The organism is Burkholderia sp. Bp8963 (assembly GCF_003854275.1).
In the GTDB taxonomy this organism is placed as follows: domain Bacteria; phylum Pseudomonadota; class Gammaproteobacteria; order Burkholderiales; family Burkholderiaceae; genus Burkholderia.
In genome coordinates this window covers 24,899-43,203 of record NZ_QTQP01000044.1, presented here as the reverse complement: position 1 = coordinate 43,203, position 18,305 = coordinate 24,899, and the positions used below count along the sequence as shown (strand labels likewise).

Below are 18,305 nucleotides of genomic sequence, written 5' to 3'. Positions count from 1 at the left end.
CGCGGCTTTCGAAGAACTCGCCGTTCGCGAAGACACGTTAGACTGTCGTGCATGGAACCATGCCGCTATTGCCAGAAAATCCGCGACGAATGGGATTGCCATGGCGACGAATGCCGCCGCGCGATCGCCCAGGCGCTGCGCCGGCAGCGCGCCGGCCTGCCGATGGTCGCCGACCGCATCCGCAACGAAGTGCCTTCCGGCGCATCCACGCAGCAGGTGATCGCCGTGCTGTCGCGCCAGCGCCTGCGTGCGCGCCGCGGCAACGAGGAGCGCCGCGCGCGCAAGGAAATCGAGGACGCCGACAGCGTCTGAGCCCCCGCGCCAACCGCGTCCCGATCGGGGCTTGACGCGACATAATAATCAGGGACGGACGGGATTTATCCCGTCATTATTGTCTCAGCGACAAGGATCTTTCGCCGAAACCCACGTTTACCCTAGGACCGTCGAAGCCTACGATGTATTCAACCGCTTACGACATCGTGTCGAACGCGGAGAACCAAACTACATCGGAGGTCATCATGAAATCAATCGTCTACGCAGTCGTCGCCGCTACCGCGCTGTCCGCTTCGTTCGGCGCGTTCGCGCAAAGCACCGTGACCCGCGCGCAAGTGCGCAACGAGCTGGTCCAGCTCGAGAACGCCGGCTACAAGCCGGGCCTGTCGAGCCCGCACTACCCGGCAGACATCCAGGCCGCGCAGGCCCGTGTGCAAGGCGCCGACAACAGCGGCTACGGCGCGCAAGCCGCGCCGGTCGTCCAGGGCGCCGCGCCGGCCGCGAAGGTGCAGAACCCGCGCGACTCGGTCTACTTCGGCCACTAAGCCGTTCGCCGTCCGCCGGCATGTCGCCAGTAACGCCGACGCCACCGCCTACGACGCGCGGATCTCGCCATCCGGGCAGGTCCGCGCGCCGAGCAGCTCCTGATACCGGACGCACACGCGCTGCCCGGATGCCTTCGCCGCATACATCGCGGCATCGGCCTTGACCAGCAGTTCCTCGGCCGAGCGGCCGTCAGCCGGGAACTCGCTGACGCCGATGCTCGCGCCGACCGCCATGCGCCGCTCGCCGAATTCCAGCTCCTCGGCCATCACGCCCTGGATGCGCGACGCGATCTCGCGGATCACCTCCGGCGAATGCGCGCCCGCCAGCAGCACGATGAATTCGTCGCCGCCGAGCCGCGCGGCCATGTCGCCGCTGCGCAGCACGAGGTTCAGCCGCTTCGCGACCGCGACGAGCGTGCGGTCGCCCGCCGAATGCCCGAGCTGATCGTTGATCTGCTTGAAGCGGTCGAGATCGACGAACATCACCGCGAGCCCCTCGTTCGCCGTCGCCGCATGGCGGATCGCGCCGTCGAGCCGCTCCATGAACAGCAGCCGGTTCGGCAGCCCGGTCAGCACGTCGTGGCCGGCCAGATGCGTGAGCTCCTGCTGCTTCGCGCGCAGCATCGTCAGCTGCGTGCGGATCTCGACGCGCATGCAGTCGAAGCAGCGCGCGAGGATGCCGATCTCGTCCGAGCGCTCGACCGGCAGCCGCTCCGCGGCGGGATCGTCGAACACGTGGGTCGCCGCGCGCGCGAGCGTCTGCAGCGGCCGCGTGAGCGCACGCGCGAACAGGATCGCGAGGATCACCGCAAACACGCTCGAGATCAGCACCATCCGCACGATCCGGCCGCCGAGCATCGCGGCGGGCGCGACCACGTCCGCCAGCGGACGCTCGATTCCGAGCACGACGAAGCGGTTGTCCTCGCCGCGGCTGAACTGCGTGCGCGCGAACGCGAGCAACTGGTCGGGCGCGCGCGGCGACTCGGCGCACGTCACGCTCGCGCGCGATTCCTCGAAGAGCGGCTTCGTCGCCGGAAACGAGTCCTGCATCAGCACGCGCCGACCGCGGTCGAACCCGAAAGTCTGCGCCGGATCCGGATGGACGAGGAAATCGCCCCACTCGTTCGCAAGATACACGCGATAGTCTTCCGGCAGATCGCGTTCGAGCCGCGAGAACACGCGCGTCAGCTCGACGTCGATCACGAGCGCGCCGACCGTCTCGCCGCGCGCGTCGGTGACCGGCGTGCCGACGCGCAGGATCGGCTGCCCCTCTGCCGCATGCGACCCCGTCTCGTGATTGATCGCGATCGGCGACAGGTAGATGTGGCCCTGCGCGGTCGACAGCGTATCGAACACGTAGGAGAACTGTCCCTTCTCCTGGAATTCGCCCTCCGGCAGCACGGCGATGCCGTGCACGTCGCGGTCCACGCGAATCCGCTCGAGCCCGTAGTGCGCGCGCGCGATCAGGCGGACCCTCAAGTACTCGGGGTGATACTGCATGAAGCTGTAGTACACCTGTTCGAGTCGCTGGCGCCGAGCGTGCGCGGGATCGTCCCCGCTCGCGACGTCCGCCGACGACGGCATCGTCGCGAGCACCAGCGCGTCGTCGGCGACGTCGCCGAGCGCGGCGGTAAAGCGTTGCCCCAGCAGCTGCGTCGACGTCAGCAGGCTGTGCTGCGCTTCCTGCACGAGCATCGCGCGGTTTGCGCGATACGCGTAATAGCCGGTCAAGCCGGACGCCACGACGCCGATGCAGGCGAGCAGCACCGACAGTTTCGACGTGAGGCCGAGCTTGATCATTTAGCGAAGCGCTCCGGCCGGTCGCCCGATACGATGCGGCTCCACAGCGCCTCGCGACGCGCGATGCTCTCGACCGGCTGGATCCATACGAGATGCTGATGCCCGGCGCCGAGGCCCGGCGGCGGCGCAAGCGTATTCGCGAGCCCCTGGCGCTGCGTGAGCAGCGCGCCGATCGCCGGCTCGAGCATGTAGTTGATCCAGGCGAGCGCGAGTTCCGGATGCTCCGCGCCGCGCGTCATTGCCCAGCAGTCGAGCCACGCAAGCGCGCCTTCGTCCGGAATCACGTAGCCGACGTCCGCGCCCGCGCGGCGCAGCAGCTCGACCTGCTGCGTGCCGTAGTTGCCGAACATCAGCGCCGCGTGATGCTGGACGAACAGCGCGGTCGCCTCCTCGGGCAGCGTGTAGTACGTGAGCAGGTTGCGGCGCAGCTCGACGAGCTTGTGCGCGACCGCATTCGTCTGTGCACGCGACAGCTTGAACGGATCGGCATAGCCGAGCGCCAGCGCGGTGAACGAGAAATTGTGCTGCGCGCTGTTGAAATCGAGCACCTTGCCGCGGTAGCGCGGATCCCACAGCTCGAGCATCGAATGCGGCGCGGCCGGTACCTGCTTGCGGTCGTAGATGAGCCCCATCGACGAGTACGTGAACGGCACGGCGTAGGTCGCGCCATGGCGCACGAGGCCGCCGATCCTGTCGACCTGCTGGAAATTCGGCAATTGCCGCTGCCGGTTCGGAATGCGCGACAGATCGAGCGGCGCGAGCAGCCTGTCGCGCGCATAACGCTGGATCTCGGCCGTATTCGCGGCGAGCACGTCATAGGCCGGCGGCGAAGCGCTATGCATCCGCGACCATAACGCTTCGTCGGAATCGACGAAGGTCACTTCGACGCGCACATGGAATTGCGATTCGAAAGCGCTGACGACATCGTTATCCGCATAACCGGGCCACGCGAGAACACGCAAAACGTTTTCGTTTGCGGATTCCGGCGCAGCGACGCCAGACATGCAAAGCAGGCCTGACATCAAAACGATGAGAATCGTACGCGTCGCAACGTTGACCCCGCGCCAACACGCGCCAATTCCCCTGATCAATCGGACTGAGTCCGCCTCGTACGGCTGCATTCGACTGTCCTTTTTTTCTAGTCGATGCGATTGTTTGAATTTGCTACAAGACCATAAAAAGGAACGGCATGCAACAAGAACTCGCCACACGCGGATTCATTCCTGCATTTTTTTACCCGTTGATACGGAATGATTCGCGGTACGGACTTAAATCTGCAACGCGTCGATTCCATTTATCTGGCTGCGTAACGTTGCGGCCGCAATCAATTGCGGATTGATCAGGCAAATCGCCTGCCGGCAATCCGTGATCGCGGATCCGATCGAATGACGCACTGAATCGTTAACGACAGCACGTCGTAAAAATTGAGTCGGCGCGTTGTTATTTGATGCGCGGCTTCGTCAGACGAATTCCATGTCAGATGAATTGCATTCGTACTTTCGGCACATCAATCGAATCGGAATGCGCGCATACACGCATTCCGATCGGCAATCGACAATCGCCCGCATTCGGCACGCACTGCGGCTTCGTGCCCGCTTCGACGCCGCCCTCGGGGACGGATGCGCTATCCTTTTGCCGTCGGTCATCGGACACAATCAATGAGCCGCCTGCCGCGCGCGAAGCCATACGGGCCCGCATCCCGCGGCGTGCTCCCTCCCATATGGCAATGAAACGCTACGAAACCCTCGCCAACACGATTGCCGACGAAATCCGCAACGGCAACCTCGCGGTCGGCACGCGCCTGCCGTCGCTGCGCCAGATCATCGCGCAGCACGGCGTCAGCCAGTCGACGGTGTTTCGCGCGTACTACCTGCTCGAACAGTGGGGCCTGATTCGTGCGCGCGAGCGCTCCGGCTACTACGTCGCGCCCGGTGCGCGCCCGCCCGCGAAGCGGCGCGCGAGCCGCTCCGCCGGCGCGACGCGCAAGGTCGACATCAGCGACCTCGTGTTCTCGGTGCTCGACGCCGCGACCCAGCCCGGCATCGTGCCGCTCGGCTCCGCGTTTCCGTCGCCGCAGCTGTTTCCGCTGCCGCGGCTTGCAAAATCGCTTGCGCAGGCGACGCGGCTCGTCAGCCCGTGGAGCACGGTCGTCGACCTGCCGCCCGGCAACGAGCAGCTGCGCCAGCAGATCGCGCTGCGCTATCTCGCGATGGGCGTGTCGCAGCCGGTCGACGAGATCGTCGTCACGAACGGCGCGCTCGAAGCGCTGAACCTGTGCCTGATGGCCGTCACGCGGCCCGGTGACGTGGTGGCCGTCGAAGCACCCGGTTTCTACGCGGCGCTGCAGGCGATCGAGCGGCTCGACCTGCGGGCGGTCGAGATTCCGGTCGATCCGCATGCGGGGCTCGATCTCGTCGCACTCGAGAACGCGCTCGACCGCCACAACGTGCGCGCGTGCTGGTTCATGACGAATTTCCAGAATCCGACCGGTGTCACGCTATCGGCCGAGAAGAAGCGCGCGCTCGTCGAGCTGCTCGCCGCGCGCGACGTGCCGCTGATCGAGGACGACGTGTACGGCGAGCTGCATTTCGGGCCCGACTACCCGCTGCCCGCTCGCGCGTTCGACCGGCACGGCCTCGTGATGCACTGCAGTTCGTTCTCGAAGACGCTCGCGCCCGGTTACCGGATCGGCTGGGCGGCAGCGGGCCGCTATGCGGAGAAGGTGCAGCGGCTCAAGCTGATGACGACGCTGTCCGCGAGCATTCCCGCGCAGGCCGGCATCGCGAACTATCTCGAGCACGGCGGCTACGATCGCCATCTGCGCAAGCTGCGCGGCGCGCTGCGCGGCCAGCTCGAACGGATGGACGACGCGCTGCGGCGCTGGCTACCGGCGGGCGTCGAATGGGTGAAGCCGGACGGCGGCTACTTCCTGTGGCTCGAATGCCCGGAAGCGATCGACGCGATGGAACTCCATCGGCAGGCGCTCGAGCGCGGCATCAGTTTCGCGCCGGGGCCGCTGTTTTCCGCGGCGCATGGCTTCGAGCGCTGCGTGCGCGTGAATTTCGGCCACCCGTGGAGCCGCGAGATCGAGCGGGCGATCCGCGTGCTCGGCGAGCTCGTCGCGGGGCCCGCGGTGCGCAAGGCGGGCTGAAGCCGATCTGCCGTCGTGCGCGCCCGGCGCGCATCTGCTGCGCCCATTCCGCCGGCAACTGCTCCTTGTTGCGGCCCCGCCCATTCTCTACGCTGTCCTTTCGTCGCGTCCGCCCGGACGCGCGCACCCGACGAGCGGCGCGCCCCGCGCCGCTCACGTTGCCTCCGACTCCATGTATCGATATACGGATTTCGACCGCGCGCTCGTGCAGAGCCGCGCCGCCCAGTTTCGCGACCAGCTCGAACGCTGGCAGCGCGGCGCGTTGAGTGAAGACGCGTTCCGGCCGCTGCGGCTGCAGAACGGCTGGTACGTGCAGCGCCATGCGCCGATGCTGCGCGTCGCCGTGCCGTACGGCGAGCTGTCGAGCGCTCAGCTGCGCGTGCTCGCGCGGATCGCGCGCGACTACGACGTACCCGACGACGCGACCTACCGCGCCGCCTGCGACGCGCAGGCGCAGCTCGGCACGACGCGCCTGCCGACCCGCAATGCGCACTTTACGACGCGCACCAACGTGCAGTTCAACTGGATTCCGCTCGCGAAAGCGGCCGACGTGATGGACCTGCTCGCGACCGTCGACATGCACGGCATCCAGACGAGCGGCAACTGCATCCGCAACATCTCGTGCGACGAGCGCGCGGGTGTCGCGCCGGACGAGATCGCCGATCCGCGCCCGTTCGCCGAGGCGATGCGTCAATGGACGACGCTGCATCCCGAGTTCGCGTTCCTGCCGCGCAAGTTCAAGATCGCGATCACCGGCGCGGCCGAGGATCGCGCGGCGACCGACTGGCACGACGTCGGCCTGAAGCTCGTGCGCGACGACGCGGGCGAGCTCGGCTTTCGCGTGAGCGTCGGCGGCGGGATGGGCCGCACGCCGATGATCGCGACGCTGCTGCGCGCGTTCCTGCCGTGGCGGCACGTGATGAACTACATCGAGGCGATCGTGCGCGTGTACAACCGCTACGGCCGCCGCGACAACAAGTACAAGGCGCGCATCAAGATCCTCGTGAAGACCGAGGGGCAGCGCTATATTGACGACGTCGAAGAGGAGTTCCGGCAGATCGTCGAGCTCGACGGCGGCCCGCATACGATCCCGCAGGCCGAATTCGACCGGATCGCCGCGTGCTTCGTGCCGCCGTCGCGCAAGCCGCGCAGCGTCGACCTGCACGACGCGAACGCGCGCATCAGCGCGTACGCGCACCGGCATCCGGCGTTTGCGCGCTGGCTCGCGCGCAATGTCGCCGCGCATCGCGACCCGTCGCTGCGGATCGTCACGCTGTCGTTCAAGCGGCGGCTGCAGGCGCCCGGCGACGCATCGCCGGACCAGCTCGACGCGCTCGCCGATCTCGCGGACCGCTACTCGGCCGGCGAGGCGCGCGTCACGCACACGCAGAATGCGGTACTGCCGTGGGTGCACGTCGACGACCTGTTCCTGCTGTGGGAAAACGCGCGCGCGGTCGGCCTCGCGAGCGCGAACGTCGGACTGCTGACCGACATGATCGCGTGCCCGGGCGGCGATTTCTGCGCGCTCGCGAATGCGCGTTCGATCCCGATCGCCGATGCGATCGCCGAGCGTTTCCAGGATCTCGACCTGCTGCACGACGTCGGCGACATCGACCTGCACATCAGCGGCTGCATCAACTCGTGCGGCCATCATCACAGTGGCCACATCGGCATCCTCGGCGTCGACAAGGATGGCGCCGAGTGGTATCAGGTGACGCTCGGCGGCTCCGACGGCTCGGCCGAAAGCGGGCCCGCGCAGCCGGGCAAGGTGATCGGCCCGTCGTTCTCCGCGGACGAGCTCGTCGACGTCGTCGACGCGCTGGTGGCCGCGTATCTCGACGCGCGGCTCGACGTCGGCGGCCGCAGCGAGCGGTTCATCGACACCGTGCGCCGCATCGGCCACGAGCCGTTCAAGACTGCCGCGCAGCGCGCGCGCCATCTCGCGGAGCATGCATGACGAACCCGACCGAACGCATCCGGCTGCTGACGCCGGCCCGCCACGACGACGACACGCGCGCCGCGCAGCAGCACGGCGACACGACGCTCGCGATCGCCAACGACGAGGACCTCGCGCCGCTCGCCGCGCAGATCGCAGCCGCGTCACGAATCGACCTGCAGTTCCCGGCGTTCACCGACGGCCGCGCGTACAGCCAGGCCTACCTGTTGCGCAAGCGCTTCGGCTTCGCCGGCGACCTGCGCGCGACCGGCGACGTGATGATCGATCAGTTGCTGCTGATGGAGCGCACCGGGTTTTCGAGCGCGGTGCTGCACGAAGACGCCGATCCGGAAGACGCGCGGCGCCAGCTCGAGCGCTTTCCGGGCTTCTATCAGCGCGATGTGAGAGTGGATACGCCGCCGCAGGATGCGGCGGCGCAAATGGAGGGAAAAGCCGCGCTCAGCGCGCGGCCACCTGCTTCCTGAACGCCGCGAGAATCCGCTTCTCGAGCGCGATGTAGTCGCGGCCGAAGTGGTGCTCGCCCTGCGTCTTGATCAGTTCGACACCCGTGCTTGCGAGCGCGGGACACATCGTCTCCTTCTCCGCCTCGCCGTAGAAGCACTGGACGATGCCCGGCGGCACCTTCGCGATTTCGGGCGCGACCTTCAGCGCCTTGTCGCTCGCCGGCATCCCGAGCCAGCCCGTCACGCGGATCTGGAAATCCGCGGCCGGCGAGAAGCCGAGCAATGACATCACCGCCACCTTGTCGCGCAGGTCGGCCGGCAGCCGGTTGTACGCGAACGGCATCACGTCCGCGCCGAACGAATAGCCGACGAGCGCGACGTTCGTCGCATGCCAGCGCGTCATGTAGGTGCGCATCACGCGCGCGAGATCGCGGCTCGTCTGCGCGGGCGGCTTCTCGCTCCAGAAGTAGCGCAGGCTGTCGATGCCGACGACCGACACGCCGTCGCGCGCCAGCGCCTCGGCGATCGTCTTGTCGAGATCGCGCCAGCCGCCGTCGCCGGAAATCACGATCGCGATCAGGCCCGACGGCTTCGCGGCCGGCAGCTCGATCAGCGGCAGGTCCGACACGTCGAGCTCGTCGTCGGCGGTGCCGTCGCGCAGGTGCGGCGCGATCAGCGACACGAGCTTCGCGGTGTCGCCGGCCGCCGCAGTGTCGACGAAGCCCGGCATCGCGCGGCGCACGATCGTCGGATCGGGCGGGCACGGCTTGAAGCGCGGATCGAGCGTCGCGGACGGCTCGACCGACACCGCGCCGGCAATCGTGTTCTCCGGCGCCATCGACAGGATCTGCTTCGCGATCGCGCCGCCCTGCCCGACACCCGCGACGATCGGCGCGTAATAGCGCGACGAGCGCGCGAGCCGTTCGAGCTGATGGCTGACCGCCTCGGCGTCGCCGTCGAGGTGATGGCAGGTTTCCGGCTTCGCGGCGAGGTTCGCCGCATAGCGCTCCGAATCGACGCCGACCGTCATCGCGCCGGCCTTCGCGAGCGCGTTGGCGGCCTGCTGGTCGGCCGCGCTCCAGCCGGCGTCGCGCGAGAACATCACGACGAAGCCGCGCAGCGTGCCGCCCGGCTTCGTGACCGTGACCGGGCCGTAACGGCCGCCCGGCATCGTCTGCACATTCGTGGCGGCCTGCTGCGTCGCGAACGCGGCGCCCGCCAGCATCATTCCGGCGCAGGCGGCCAGCGCCCGCGCGACTCCCTTCTTCAACATCATGAACGCCGACCTCCAGCCAGCAATGACAGATCGGCCAGCGTGACGAACACGCCGACCGAGCCCGAAGCCGCGAGATAACGCGGCTCCCAATGCGGCTCGAACTTGCTCTTGAACGCGCGCAAGCCGCGGAAATTGTAGAAACGGCCGCCGAAGCGCCACACCATCAGCCCGAAACGGTGCCACGGCGACGGCATCCGCGCAGCGCCCATCCCCGAGAACGGCGCGATGCCGAGGCTCAGCTTGCGGAAGCCCGCTTCCTTCAGGTGCAGCGCGAGCTGCGTGAACAGGTACTCCATCGCATACGGCGACGCTTCCGGCAGATGACGCATCACGCCGACCGTCGCCTCGGTATTGAGGTCGGTCGTCATGAACGTGACGAATGCGACCGGCTTGTCGGCCTGCCGCACGAGCATCACCGATTGCGTCGCGAGATAGCCGTCGTGGAAGGCTGCGACCGAGAAGCTCTTCTCGCGCGCGTCGCGGCTGTCGAGCCAGCCGTCCGAGATGTCGCGCAGCGCGGGCAGCGCGTCGGGCACGTCGTGCGGCGCGATCACCTCGACGGTCATCGCGTCCTTGTCGCCGCGGCGCAGCGCATAGCGCAGGTGCGAGCGGTGCGAGCCCTTCAGGTCGAATTCGTCGAGCGCGACATGCGCTTCCTCGCCGAGCTTCATCAGCGTGAGCCCCGCGTCGAGATACAGCGGCAGCGCGTTCGCGCGCACCTGGTAGAACGCCGCGCGGCCGCCGTGCCTGTGCGCGAGCGCGATGAACTTGCCGATCAGCGCCGGCCATTCGCTGCGCGGGCCGACCGGGTCGTGCAGCGCGGCCCACGTGCGGCCGTGCTTCGCATACATCAGGAACGCCTCGCGCGACTCCGAGAACAGGAAGCTCTTGTCGCCCATCAGCGCGAGGCCCGCATCGCTGCACTCCTGTGCACGGATGATCCGTTCGGCATCCTGCAGGTCCTGCGGCGCGGGCGTCACGAACCGGCCCGGCGCCGGACGCAGCAGTTGCCACAGCGCGAACAGCGCGACGAACACGCCGGCCGCGAGCGTCGCGCGCAGCGCACGCGGCGCACGCGCGTCGAACGAGAAATGCGACCACAGCTCGCGCGTGTACGGCACGTCGCGGAACGCGAAGAACAGCACCCACACGGCCAGCATCAGCACCATCGCCACCGACACGAACCAGCTCACGGTGAAGCGCTCGGCGAGCAGCGACGAGTGACGGTTGAAGCGCCGGCGGCTGACGAGCAGCAGCACCAGCAGCGTGCCGAGCACGCCGGCCTCGACGAACGCGAGGCCCTTCGCCAGCGATAGCGCAAGGCTCGCGAGCGTCAGCGCGAAGGTCATCCACCACGCGCCGTCGAGACGGCGCAGCAGCCCGCGCGCGACGAACAGCAGCGCGACGCCGAGCACGCTGCAGATCACCTGCGAGCCTTCGAGCACCCACAGCGGCACGACGTTGCGCAGGATCGCGATCCGGTGCCAAAACGCAGGCGTCGCGCTCGAGATCACGAGCATCGTGCCGACTGCGAACGTGACGAGGCTCAGGAACAGCGGCGCGAGCTGCGACACGCGCGCGGCCTGCCGCGTGACGAGGCGGCGCCGCAGCGCGCGGCCTTCGAAGCCCGCGAGCAGGCCAGCCGACAGCACGAACGGCACGCCGAAATAGATCGCGCGATACGCGATCAGCGCCGCGACCATCGCATGCGCGGGCACGTCGCGGCCGAGCGTGAACACCATCGCGGCCTCGAACACGCCGATCCCGCCCGGCGTATGGCCGATCATCCCGAGCAGCAGCGCGGCCGCGTAAACAGTAATGAAGGTCGGCAAGCCGATCGGCGCGGCCGGCAGCAGCACCCACAGCGTCAGGCCCGCGGCGACCACGTCGAGCACCGCGTAGAGGACTTGCGCGACCAGGTCGCGCCGCGCGGGCACGTCGAACGCGAGCCACTTGAAACGCGTGACGACCGGGCGTGCCGTGTTGCCGCACAGCGCGACCATCGCGGCCAGCACCGCGAGCAACGCGGCGCCGCTCCACGTCAGCACGCCCGGCTCGACGTGCAGCATCTCGGCGAGCGTGTGCGGCACGCAAACCATGCCGACCGCCGTCATCAGCACCAGCGCGAGCGCGAGCGTGCCGCTCGTGAACACCGTCATGCGGCCGATCTGCGCGGGCGTGACGCCCGACACGCCGTAGACGCGTGCGCGAACCGCACCGCCCGTCAGCGCGCCGAAGCCGGTCGCGTTGCCGAGCGCCGAGCCGGCGATCGCGCCGATCCACAGCGCCGCGCGCGGCACCTTGGCCGCGACGTAGCGCAGGCCGACCGCGTCGCGCGCGACGAGCGCGAGATAGCTGAGCGCGGTCGCGCCGAGCGACGCGCCCCACTCGGCGGCCGACATGTGGCGGAGCTCGCGGATCACCGACCGGTAATCGACGGACGCCGACAGGTGCTGGAAGACCACGATCAACAGCAGGCCGATGCCAAGCGCGAGCAGCGGCGACAGGACACGCTCGTTGCGGAGCAGTGCCGAGACACGGCCGAACATTGCCGCGGCACGGCTGGGCGAACCAGGGTGGCGGGAAGACATAGATTATTGGTGGCGGTACATAGCGTGTCGCGGCGTCGGGTGCCCGGGCGGCGACGGATCTGGTTGTTCTGCGTCGGCGGTCCGCCAAAGCGGGAGCTGGCGGCGCCTGATTCAGAAATTACAAGTATACGGAATCTATATTACAAAATCTTTCGCGTTCGGAGACGCCGAGCCGGACGGCCCGGCCGCGTCAATGCAAGATCAAAATCAAGCGATCCATACATGCGCGAGATGCGAATCATACCGGGAACCGGCGGGGATTTTTCGTCGGATAAGTGACTTGTGATGCATTCGGGAGAAATTTGCCGGGCGCGGCCCGGCGGGCGAGGAGAAAGACGTAAGGTCGCAGGGCTTTTCGGGAATGGGGACAGGTTGGGTTGGGCGGCGTGTCGCAGCCCTTTCGTTGAGCTGCTACGTCCGGGCGGTGTAGTTCATGCGGCAATTCGTACCGGTTCGCAGCCCCCGGCCCGACTCTGCCGTTAACACTGCGCCGTCAGCTGGAAGCCGAACGTCACCCGCGCGGTCGGGAAGCCCGACGGCTTGTAGACCGGCGTACCCGCGAACAGGTCGTACGCGTAGGCGCCGAATCGCGTGCCGAGGCTCCCCTTCACGCCGATCACCGCGCCGGCCAGTTGCGTGCCGACCAGCGCGACGGGCTGCGGCCCCCACACGCGACCGTAATCGAGCCCCGCATACACCGCCTGCCCCGTCTGCCCGATCGGCATCTGCAACTCGTTGCGCCAGTAGAAGCCACGTGCTGCAGACAGCATCGTCTCGCCGTCGAAACCGCGCACCGTGTAGCGGCTGCCGATCGTCAGGTCGTCGATGTAGTACAGCGTGTTGCCCGTGTATTGGCCGTGGAAGGTGCCGACGTAGCGGAACGGTTGTTTCGCAATGACGAACGGCACCTGCAGGTTCGCGTCGAGTACGGCCATCCTGTAGCGGTAGGTCGGGCCGCCTTCGGCTGCCAGCGTGTCGTCCTGCGCGCCGAATGCGCCGATGCCTTGCCGGTACGCGACCATCCCGTCGAACTGGGCACCGCCGAAGTAATGACGATCGGTCAGGCCGATTTCGACGAACGTGTTGTTGCGGCGCTGCTGCGGGATTTCGGTGTCTTCGATGAAGCTCTGGCCGAAACGGCGCGACAAGCGGAATTGCGCGCCGAATACGTCGTCCTGGCTGCGCAGCAGCACGCGGTTCAGCTTGAAATCGAAGGTTTTCGAGTTGCCGCTCGCGACAAAGGTCTGGTTCACGCCGGCGATCTGTTGGTAGTACGTGTTCGTGTATGCCGACAGAGTCGCGGTCCAGTAGCCCCACGGGATCGAGTAGAAGCCGTTCCATCCGTGCGAGCCGAGACGCTTGTCGCCCAGCTCGAGATCCTGGCTCACGCCGATGTTGAAGATGTCGTTCAGGCCGAGCGGGTTGTCGATGCCGACCGACAGGTTGCCTTGCAGGCGGCCCGTGGCGCGCGTGCCGGAGTTGTCGATCGAGGCGACGACGGTCCAGGGTTTGCCGCGCTTGATGTCGAGGACGACGTCGCTTTCGCCCGGGGTGTCGGCGGGGACGATCTGCATCGAGACGTCCTGGCTCGAGACGCGCTTCATCTGCTCGAGACCCTGTTCGAGGTCGCGCAGGTTCAGGAGGTCGCCGTCGCGGGTCGGGAAGGCGGTTTTCAAGGTGCCGCGGAGCTTTTCGTCGGAGAAGCGGACGTGGCGGATTACGCCGGGGATCAGCGCGAGCTTGAGGGTGCCGGTCGAGAGGTCTTGTTCGGGGAGCAGGACACGGGTCGTGATGTAGCCGCGGGAGAGGATCGTCTGGGACAAACCTTTGACCAGTACGTCGAGGCCCTGCTTGCCGACGCATTGGCCGGCGTAGTGGCCCAGCCAGTCACGCGCGAAGGCAAAGCGGTCCATTGGCAGTGCGGATGCGCCTTGAGACTTTACTGTGTTGGGCAGCGAGTCGGGGACGTCGAGTGTGAAGTCGTCGATGCGAAAGCACGGCGTTTCGGTCGGCAAGGTCGGAAAAGCCGCGCTTTCGGTTACGGACGAACGCACTGCCGGTGCGGAAACGGTTCGCTCGCGTTCTCGCGCTTGTTCCTGCTCCCGGGCACGTTGATCGTTTGTGGTCGGCACGGCGCCCGGCGCGATCGACTGTGCGGATACGCCGGCCGATGCGAGCAGCAAGGAGGCTGTGACAAGGTTGGTTCCCCGGATTTTCTTCCTCATGTATTGGTTTTCTCGATTATGCGTATCGCGTGACCATCCAGACGCCGATCAGGATGACAACTGCGCCGACCGCTTGCATCGGCTTCAAAAGGTGTTCGTGCAGCGCCGTGAACGACAGCACGACGAGCATGGAGATCGCCACCATGGTCGGATACGCAACGCCAAGCGTCGTCTTGCGCAGCGCAACCGCATAAAGCACGAAGCCGATACCGTAGGCGCCGATCGCTACACCGCGCGCAATCCACGGCAATGCGCTCGACTCGCCGAGTGCAATACCCTTGAGGGCCGCGATTCTGAGCAACACGCTGGCAAGGCCGCCGAAAATACCGCTTGCGATAACGATCAGCCAATTCATCGGATGGCCTCCGTCGCCATGGCGATATCGGGCCGACGGTCAGGCGTGGCACGCATGTCGGCCGACGCATCCGCGCCGCCACTGAAGATCGCATTGAACCGATTCGCGCCATGCAGCGCGATCAGCACGATCGCGGGAAACACGACAGAAAAGTTCCGAGCTTCATCCTCGAAGCCGAAAAAGAAAAACAACACCAGCACCGGCGAGAATGCGGCGACGAAATAGACGCGGTAGCGCGTCGGCGTCGCACGCCATGCGGCTCTGAAAAACACCGCAAGCGGTACGAGCATCATCGGATTTTCGAGGCTTGGGGTGAAGATGCCTTTGCCGATGAGGTTGTAGAACGACAGATACGATTTTGGATTCAACCAGAACTTCAGGTTGTCCCATATGTGATATTCGACGAATCCGCCCGCATTCTCGCCGTACCCGCTCATGATGAAATGACGGGTCGCCATGCAAATGCCGAGTTGCATCACAAGCCAGGAAACCCGTTTCGACAGTGCAACGTCCCGCTCATGCAGAAAAAACAACGCGAGTGGAACGAGAAAGAACGTCTCCTTGTTCAGCGAGAAGACTGCTATCGTCAGCGTGCACGCCAGCATCCGCTTTGTCAGGAGGAAATGGCATGCACCCAGCACGCCGAGCAGCTCGAAGAAATCGTAGTAATAGCCGCCCCGCTGAAACGTAAGCGGGTAAACGAAACTGAACGCGGCCAAAAAACCGATGGAATGTCCAAAACTCAGCCCGTGCAGACGGGCCAGCTTGTAGACCAGCAATAGTGCGAACAGCGTCGACAGCACGATCGCGATATATGTCAGGTGATAGACGAGCGCGGTGACCGGCGTCCAGTGCTCGTCCGGCACGCCCGAGAAATAGGCGTTGCGCAGCGAGTCATATCGCGTGATCGATTTGAAAAGCTTGTCCTGTTTCGCCCGATCAAGCCGTTCCGCGACCCATTTCGCACCCTTCGGAAACGATGACCGGTAGACGTACGGCTTCGGAGCGTCACCGTTCATCATGCCGACGAGGCTATAGCTGGTTGCGAAATTGTCCCCTTGGGCGTCGCGGAACCCCCACTTCAGCAGCATGCTGTTGGTGATGTTGCCTGCGCACACGAACAACAGGACGTAGACGATGGCGAAGCGACAGAACGCACTCACCCGGTTTCGGTTCTTTTCGGTCATATGCATTGCGCCGCTCATGGAGCCGGCAGGAAGTGAGCGGCCAGCACGATCGCCACCATGACGCAAAGCATGCCGAAACTACCGCGGTTTTCGAGGATATGGATGATGGGATCGTCGTGCATGGCGCCGCGTACGGTCGTGATCCAGAGCCGCCCGAACAGATAGATCAAGCCGATCTGCACGAACCAGAGCAGATGCGGAATCGCATAACGTGCGGCGGTTTCGGGTGCATTGATGAAGAGGCCGAACACGACCACCGCGGCCAGCGACGCGCCGATCCCGAACGGCCAGAGCACTTCGAGATCGCCCACGCGGTAATCGCGGCCGGCCGATGCGCGCGTGTTGCTCTGACGCAAAAGCACCAGTTCCGAGCAACGCTTCACGAGCGCGAGGCTCAGGAAGGCAAACACGGAGAATGCGAGCAGCCAGCGGCTGACGGTGATTTCCGCGGCGACGGCTCCGGCAACGATTCGATACGTGTACAGCAGCGACAACACGACGACGTCGAGCAGCACGATCGATTTCAGGCGCCAGCTATACGCCGTCGTGAGCACCAGATAGAGCACGAACATGCCGGCAAATTCGGGCGATACCGCGAATGCCAGCGCGAACGCCATGATTAGCAACAGCGCCGCGCAGCCAAGCCCCTGGAGAATCGACAGCGTGCCGCTCGCGAATGCGCGGTTGCATTTGCGAGGATGCCTGCGATCGTTGTCCAGATCCCAGAGATCGTTGCCGATGTAGGTGGCCGACGCACCGAGCGACATCGACAGGAACGCGAGCGCCAGCGTGGCGACCTTGTCGGTGTCGAGGAAGGCAAATGCGGTCAGGAGCGGGACGAACAGCAACAGGTTCTTCAGCCACTGGTGGACACGCAGTGCTTTGCACCATGTCGCGAAGTTTGCGCGCACGTTCGAGAATTCTCGTTCGACCGGGATGCGGCTCCGGACATTCGCCGCGACAGCGGGCGCGACGCCGGCCAGGACCGCGCCTTTCGCGCCGGCCCAGATCGGGAGGTCGGCTTTGCTGTCACCCGCATAAACGAAGTCGTCGCCGACCTGCCGACGAATGTCGGCCAGCTTGGTTTCGCCCTTGAGATTCGTGTCGTCGCTGGTGGCGATGACGAGATCGAACAAGCCGAGATGCGTATTCACCCGCTCGGCGATCGAACGATGCGCGGCGGTAGCGAGCACGATCTTGCGGCCACTTTCGCGTTCGTGGGCAAGGTAGTCGATCAGCGGTTCGCGGTAGAGAAGCATTTCCGCGCGGAAATCGGCGTGTTCGGCAACCTTGGACTTGAATGCGGCGCGACCGCCGGCGAGCCAGAACGGCAAGCGCAGCAGGTTGGAAGGCTTACGCCTGACGACGCAGATCACTGACTCCATCAAGGAATCCGATGGCGTCAGCGTGCCGTCGAGGTCGACGACGAGTGGAAGGGTTTGGGTCTCTCGCATCTAATCTGGTTCGTTTTTTCGGAATCAATTTCGACTACCAATCTATTTCGCTTCTCTCATAATCCCCCGACAAAACCTTGCGTCGCCTTTTACGCCGTCATCGCCTCGGCTGTTCAGCGTCACATTCCCCACCCCCCGATACCCTGCGCAACCGGCGCCACGCCCATTTACATAGAAGCAACTTTGTCAGCTATTGCCTTAGGCAGGAATTCCTTGCCGCATCGTTCAATTTCACCCCACTGCTCAACAGACAACGCCATGCTTTTATCATTTATATAAATTGAAAATTCAAGCCGCTTATCTTCCGTAACACCTATCTCCATAAAAGGATTGGCTTCACCCTCCACATAAACGCATATGTATGGATACAAGCTATTGATATCACCAATCTTCTCAAACACCAATCCAAAACTCACCCACTCACCCCTTCAAACCCAAAAAAATCGCCTGACATTGCCCAACTGACGGCCGGACCACCTGGAAAATGCGCATGCAATCCAGTCACCAAAACTACCAACACCCGCAATCCCCGCTCCATTTTTTGGAATATCTCGCACCGCCGCCCGGATTACCCCACAAAATCTCAATCCACTTCATTAAATTAATCGGAAAATTCCCCAATTGTTACAAAAACCTCACCCAAATCCGCCTCCAAAACAACACTCGCTCTAGTTACCTCATCGGGAAAATTTTGTTTTATCGCCTCATCCCACAACCTCGCGATAAAATATGCAAACTCCTTCGCTTTTTCTAACGAAATCCCCTGAAAAATCTCAGTCAACTCAACTGCATTTACCCAAGCTTGAGCTTGCTGGGGTGTCATTCCGTTACCCCGATACTCCCCATATCTTTTCTCATCAAACCATTCAGCCGCGACAATGACACCATCAAACATGATCATCCGAGGAGCAAGCAAATGCCCCACGCAGAGCAAGAAATCTGGTGGGAAGGAAATTTTCGTGGATACTGCATGTATAAAATCCAAAGGCGAAAATTTTCCACCGTTTACCCTGACAAAATCATCGTATGCCCAATTTTCAATAGCCAT

The 18,305-nt window shown here is 64.9% G+C and carries 15 protein-coding genes; 5 read left to right on the top strand and 10 right to left on the bottom strand.

Going from position 1 to position 18,305, the window contains the following annotated elements:
- Positions 1-51: 51 nt before the first annotated feature.
- On the top strand, positions 52-312 hold the full coding sequence (locus DID96_RS28525; RefSeq protein WP_124602578.1) for a hypothetical protein: 261 nt from the start codon (positions 52-54) through the stop codon (positions 310-312).
- Between the two features lie 206 nt (positions 313-518).
- Positions 519-818: a DUF4148 domain-containing protein gene (locus DID96_RS28520; RefSeq protein WP_124602577.1), complete on the top strand. Its 300-nt coding sequence runs from the start codon at positions 519-521 to the stop codon at positions 816-818.
- A 48-nt stretch (positions 819-866) separates the two neighbouring features.
- On the opposite strand, the gene DID96_RS28515 is transcribed toward DID96_RS28520, so the two are convergent.
- Positions 867-2,618 carry a sensor domain-containing diguanylate cyclase gene (locus DID96_RS28515; protein ID WP_124602576.1) on the bottom strand — a complete coding sequence of 584 codons (1,752 nt, stop codon included), beginning with the start codon at positions 2,616-2,618 and terminating at the stop codon, positions 867-869.
- On the bottom strand, positions 2,615-3,739 hold the full coding sequence (locus DID96_RS28510) for an extracellular solute-binding protein (protein ID WP_124602575.1): 1,125 nt from the start codon (positions 3,737-3,739) through the stop codon (positions 2,615-2,617). The genes DID96_RS28515 and DID96_RS28510 overlap by 4 nt, the downstream gene beginning before the upstream one ends.
- Positions 3,740-4,344: 605 nt before the next feature.
- Here DID96_RS28510 and DID96_RS28505 point away from each other — a divergent pair.
- From DID96_RS28505 to DID96_RS28495, 3 genes are all read left to right on the top strand, one after another.
- Entirely contained in the window at positions 4,345-5,769 is a 1,425-nt protein-coding gene (locus DID96_RS28505) for a PLP-dependent aminotransferase family protein (protein ID WP_124602574.1), read from the top strand.
- 172 nt (positions 5,770-5,941) lie between these two features.
- Complete coding sequence (locus DID96_RS28500; protein WP_124602573.1) at positions 5,942-7,726, top strand: nitrite/sulfite reductase; 1,785 nt, start codon at positions 5,942-5,944, stop codon at positions 7,724-7,726.
- Positions 7,723-8,190, top strand: coding sequence for a DUF934 domain-containing protein (locus DID96_RS28495; RefSeq protein WP_124602572.1), 468 nt, complete (start codon positions 7,723-7,725; stop codon positions 8,188-8,190). The genes DID96_RS28500 and DID96_RS28495 overlap by 4 nt, the downstream gene beginning before the upstream one ends.
- On the opposite strand, the gene DID96_RS28490 is transcribed toward DID96_RS28495, so the two are convergent.
- From DID96_RS28490 to DID96_RS28455, 8 genes are all read right to left on the bottom strand, one after another.
- Positions 8,165-9,445, bottom strand: a complete 1,281-nt coding sequence (locus DID96_RS28490; RefSeq protein ID WP_124602571.1) for a virulence factor family protein — start codon at positions 9,443-9,445, stop codon at positions 8,165-8,167. The two genes, DID96_RS28495 and DID96_RS28490, sit on opposite strands and share 26 nt — an antisense overlap.
- A complete protein-coding gene (gene mprF / locus DID96_RS28485; RefSeq protein WP_124602570.1) occupies positions 9,442-12,036 on the bottom strand; it encodes a bifunctional lysylphosphatidylglycerol flippase/synthetase MprF in 2,595 nt (864 codons plus the stop codon). Before mprF ends, DID96_RS28490 begins: the two co-directional genes overlap by 4 nt.
- Before the next feature lie 479 nt (positions 12,037-12,515).
- The gene (locus DID96_RS28480; RefSeq protein ID WP_124602569.1) at positions 12,516-14,261 is read right to left on the bottom strand and encodes a ShlB/FhaC/HecB family hemolysin secretion/activation protein; all 1,746 of its coding nucleotides are present in this window, start codon (positions 14,259-14,261) and stop codon (positions 12,516-12,518) included.
- A gap of 16 nt (positions 14,262-14,277) precedes the next feature.
- Positions 14,278-14,616 (bottom strand): small multidrug resistance protein, encoded by a 339-nt coding sequence (locus tag DID96_RS28475; protein WP_124602568.1) that lies wholly within the window; start codon positions 14,614-14,616, stop codon positions 14,278-14,280.
- On the bottom strand, positions 14,613-15,821 hold the full coding sequence (locus tag DID96_RS28470; RefSeq protein ID WP_124602567.1) for a hypothetical protein: 1,209 nt from the start codon (positions 15,819-15,821) through the stop codon (positions 14,613-14,615). The genes DID96_RS28475 and DID96_RS28470 overlap by 4 nt, the downstream gene beginning before the upstream one ends.
- Positions 15,818-17,257: a UbiA family prenyltransferase gene (locus DID96_RS28465; protein WP_124602566.1), complete on the bottom strand. Its 1,440-nt coding sequence runs from the start codon at positions 17,255-17,257 to the stop codon at positions 15,818-15,820. The genes DID96_RS28470 and DID96_RS28465 overlap by 4 nt, the downstream gene beginning before the upstream one ends.
- Positions 17,258-17,424: 167 nt before the next feature.
- Positions 17,425-17,673, bottom strand: coding sequence for a hypothetical protein (locus tag DID96_RS28460; RefSeq protein WP_124602565.1), 249 nt, complete (start codon positions 17,671-17,673; stop codon positions 17,425-17,427).
- A gap of 185 nt (positions 17,674-17,858) precedes the next feature.
- Positions 17,859-18,305: a hypothetical protein gene (locus DID96_RS28455; RefSeq protein WP_124602564.1), complete on the bottom strand. Its 447-nt coding sequence runs from the start codon at positions 18,303-18,305 to the stop codon at positions 17,859-17,861.

Bases quoted from the DNA above. Each gene is read 5' to 3' on its own strand.
- DID96_RS28525 (WP_124602578.1), top strand. From the start codon at position 52: ATGGAACCATGCCGCTATTGCCAGAAAATCCGCGACGAATGGGATTGC.
- DID96_RS28520 (WP_124602577.1), top strand. From the start codon at position 519: ATGAAATCAATCGTCTACGCAGTCGTCGCCGCTACCGCGCTGTCCGCT.
- DID96_RS28515 (WP_124602576.1), bottom strand. From the start codon at position 2,618: ATGATCAAGCTCGGCCTCACGTCGAAACTGTCGGTGCTGCTCGCCTGC.
- DID96_RS28510 (WP_124602575.1), bottom strand. From the start codon at position 3,739: ATGCAGCCGTACGAGGCGGACTCAGTCCGATTGATCAGGGGAATTGGC.
- DID96_RS28505 (WP_124602574.1), top strand. From the start codon at position 4,345: ATGAAACGCTACGAAACCCTCGCCAACACGATTGCCGACGAAATCCGC.
- DID96_RS28500 (WP_124602573.1), top strand. From the start codon at position 5,942: ATGTATCGATATACGGATTTCGACCGCGCGCTCGTGCAGAGCCGCGCC.
- DID96_RS28495 (WP_124602572.1), top strand. From the start codon at position 7,723: ATGACGAACCCGACCGAACGCATCCGGCTGCTGACGCCGGCCCGCCAC.
- DID96_RS28490 (WP_124602571.1), bottom strand. From the start codon at position 9,445: ATGATGTTGAAGAAGGGAGTCGCGCGGGCGCTGGCCGCCTGCGCCGGA.
- mprF (WP_124602570.1), bottom strand. From the start codon at position 12,036: ATGTCTTCCCGCCACCCTGGTTCGCCCAGCCGTGCCGCGGCAATGTTC.
- DID96_RS28480 (WP_124602569.1), bottom strand. From the start codon at position 14,261: ATGAGGAAGAAAATCCGGGGAACCAACCTTGTCACAGCCTCCTTGCTG.
- DID96_RS28475 (WP_124602568.1), bottom strand. From the start codon at position 14,616: ATGAATTGGCTGATCGTTATCGCAAGCGGTATTTTCGGCGGCCTTGCC.
- DID96_RS28470 (WP_124602567.1), bottom strand. From the start codon at position 15,821: ATGAGCGGCGCAATGCATATGACCGAAAAGAACCGAAACCGGGTGAGT.
- DID96_RS28465 (WP_124602566.1), bottom strand. From the start codon at position 17,257: ATGCGAGAGACCCAAACCCTTCCACTCGTCGTCGACCTCGACGGCACG.
- DID96_RS28455 (WP_124602564.1), bottom strand. From the start codon at position 18,305: ATGGCTATTGAAAATTGGGCATACGATGATTTTGTCAGGGTAAACGGT.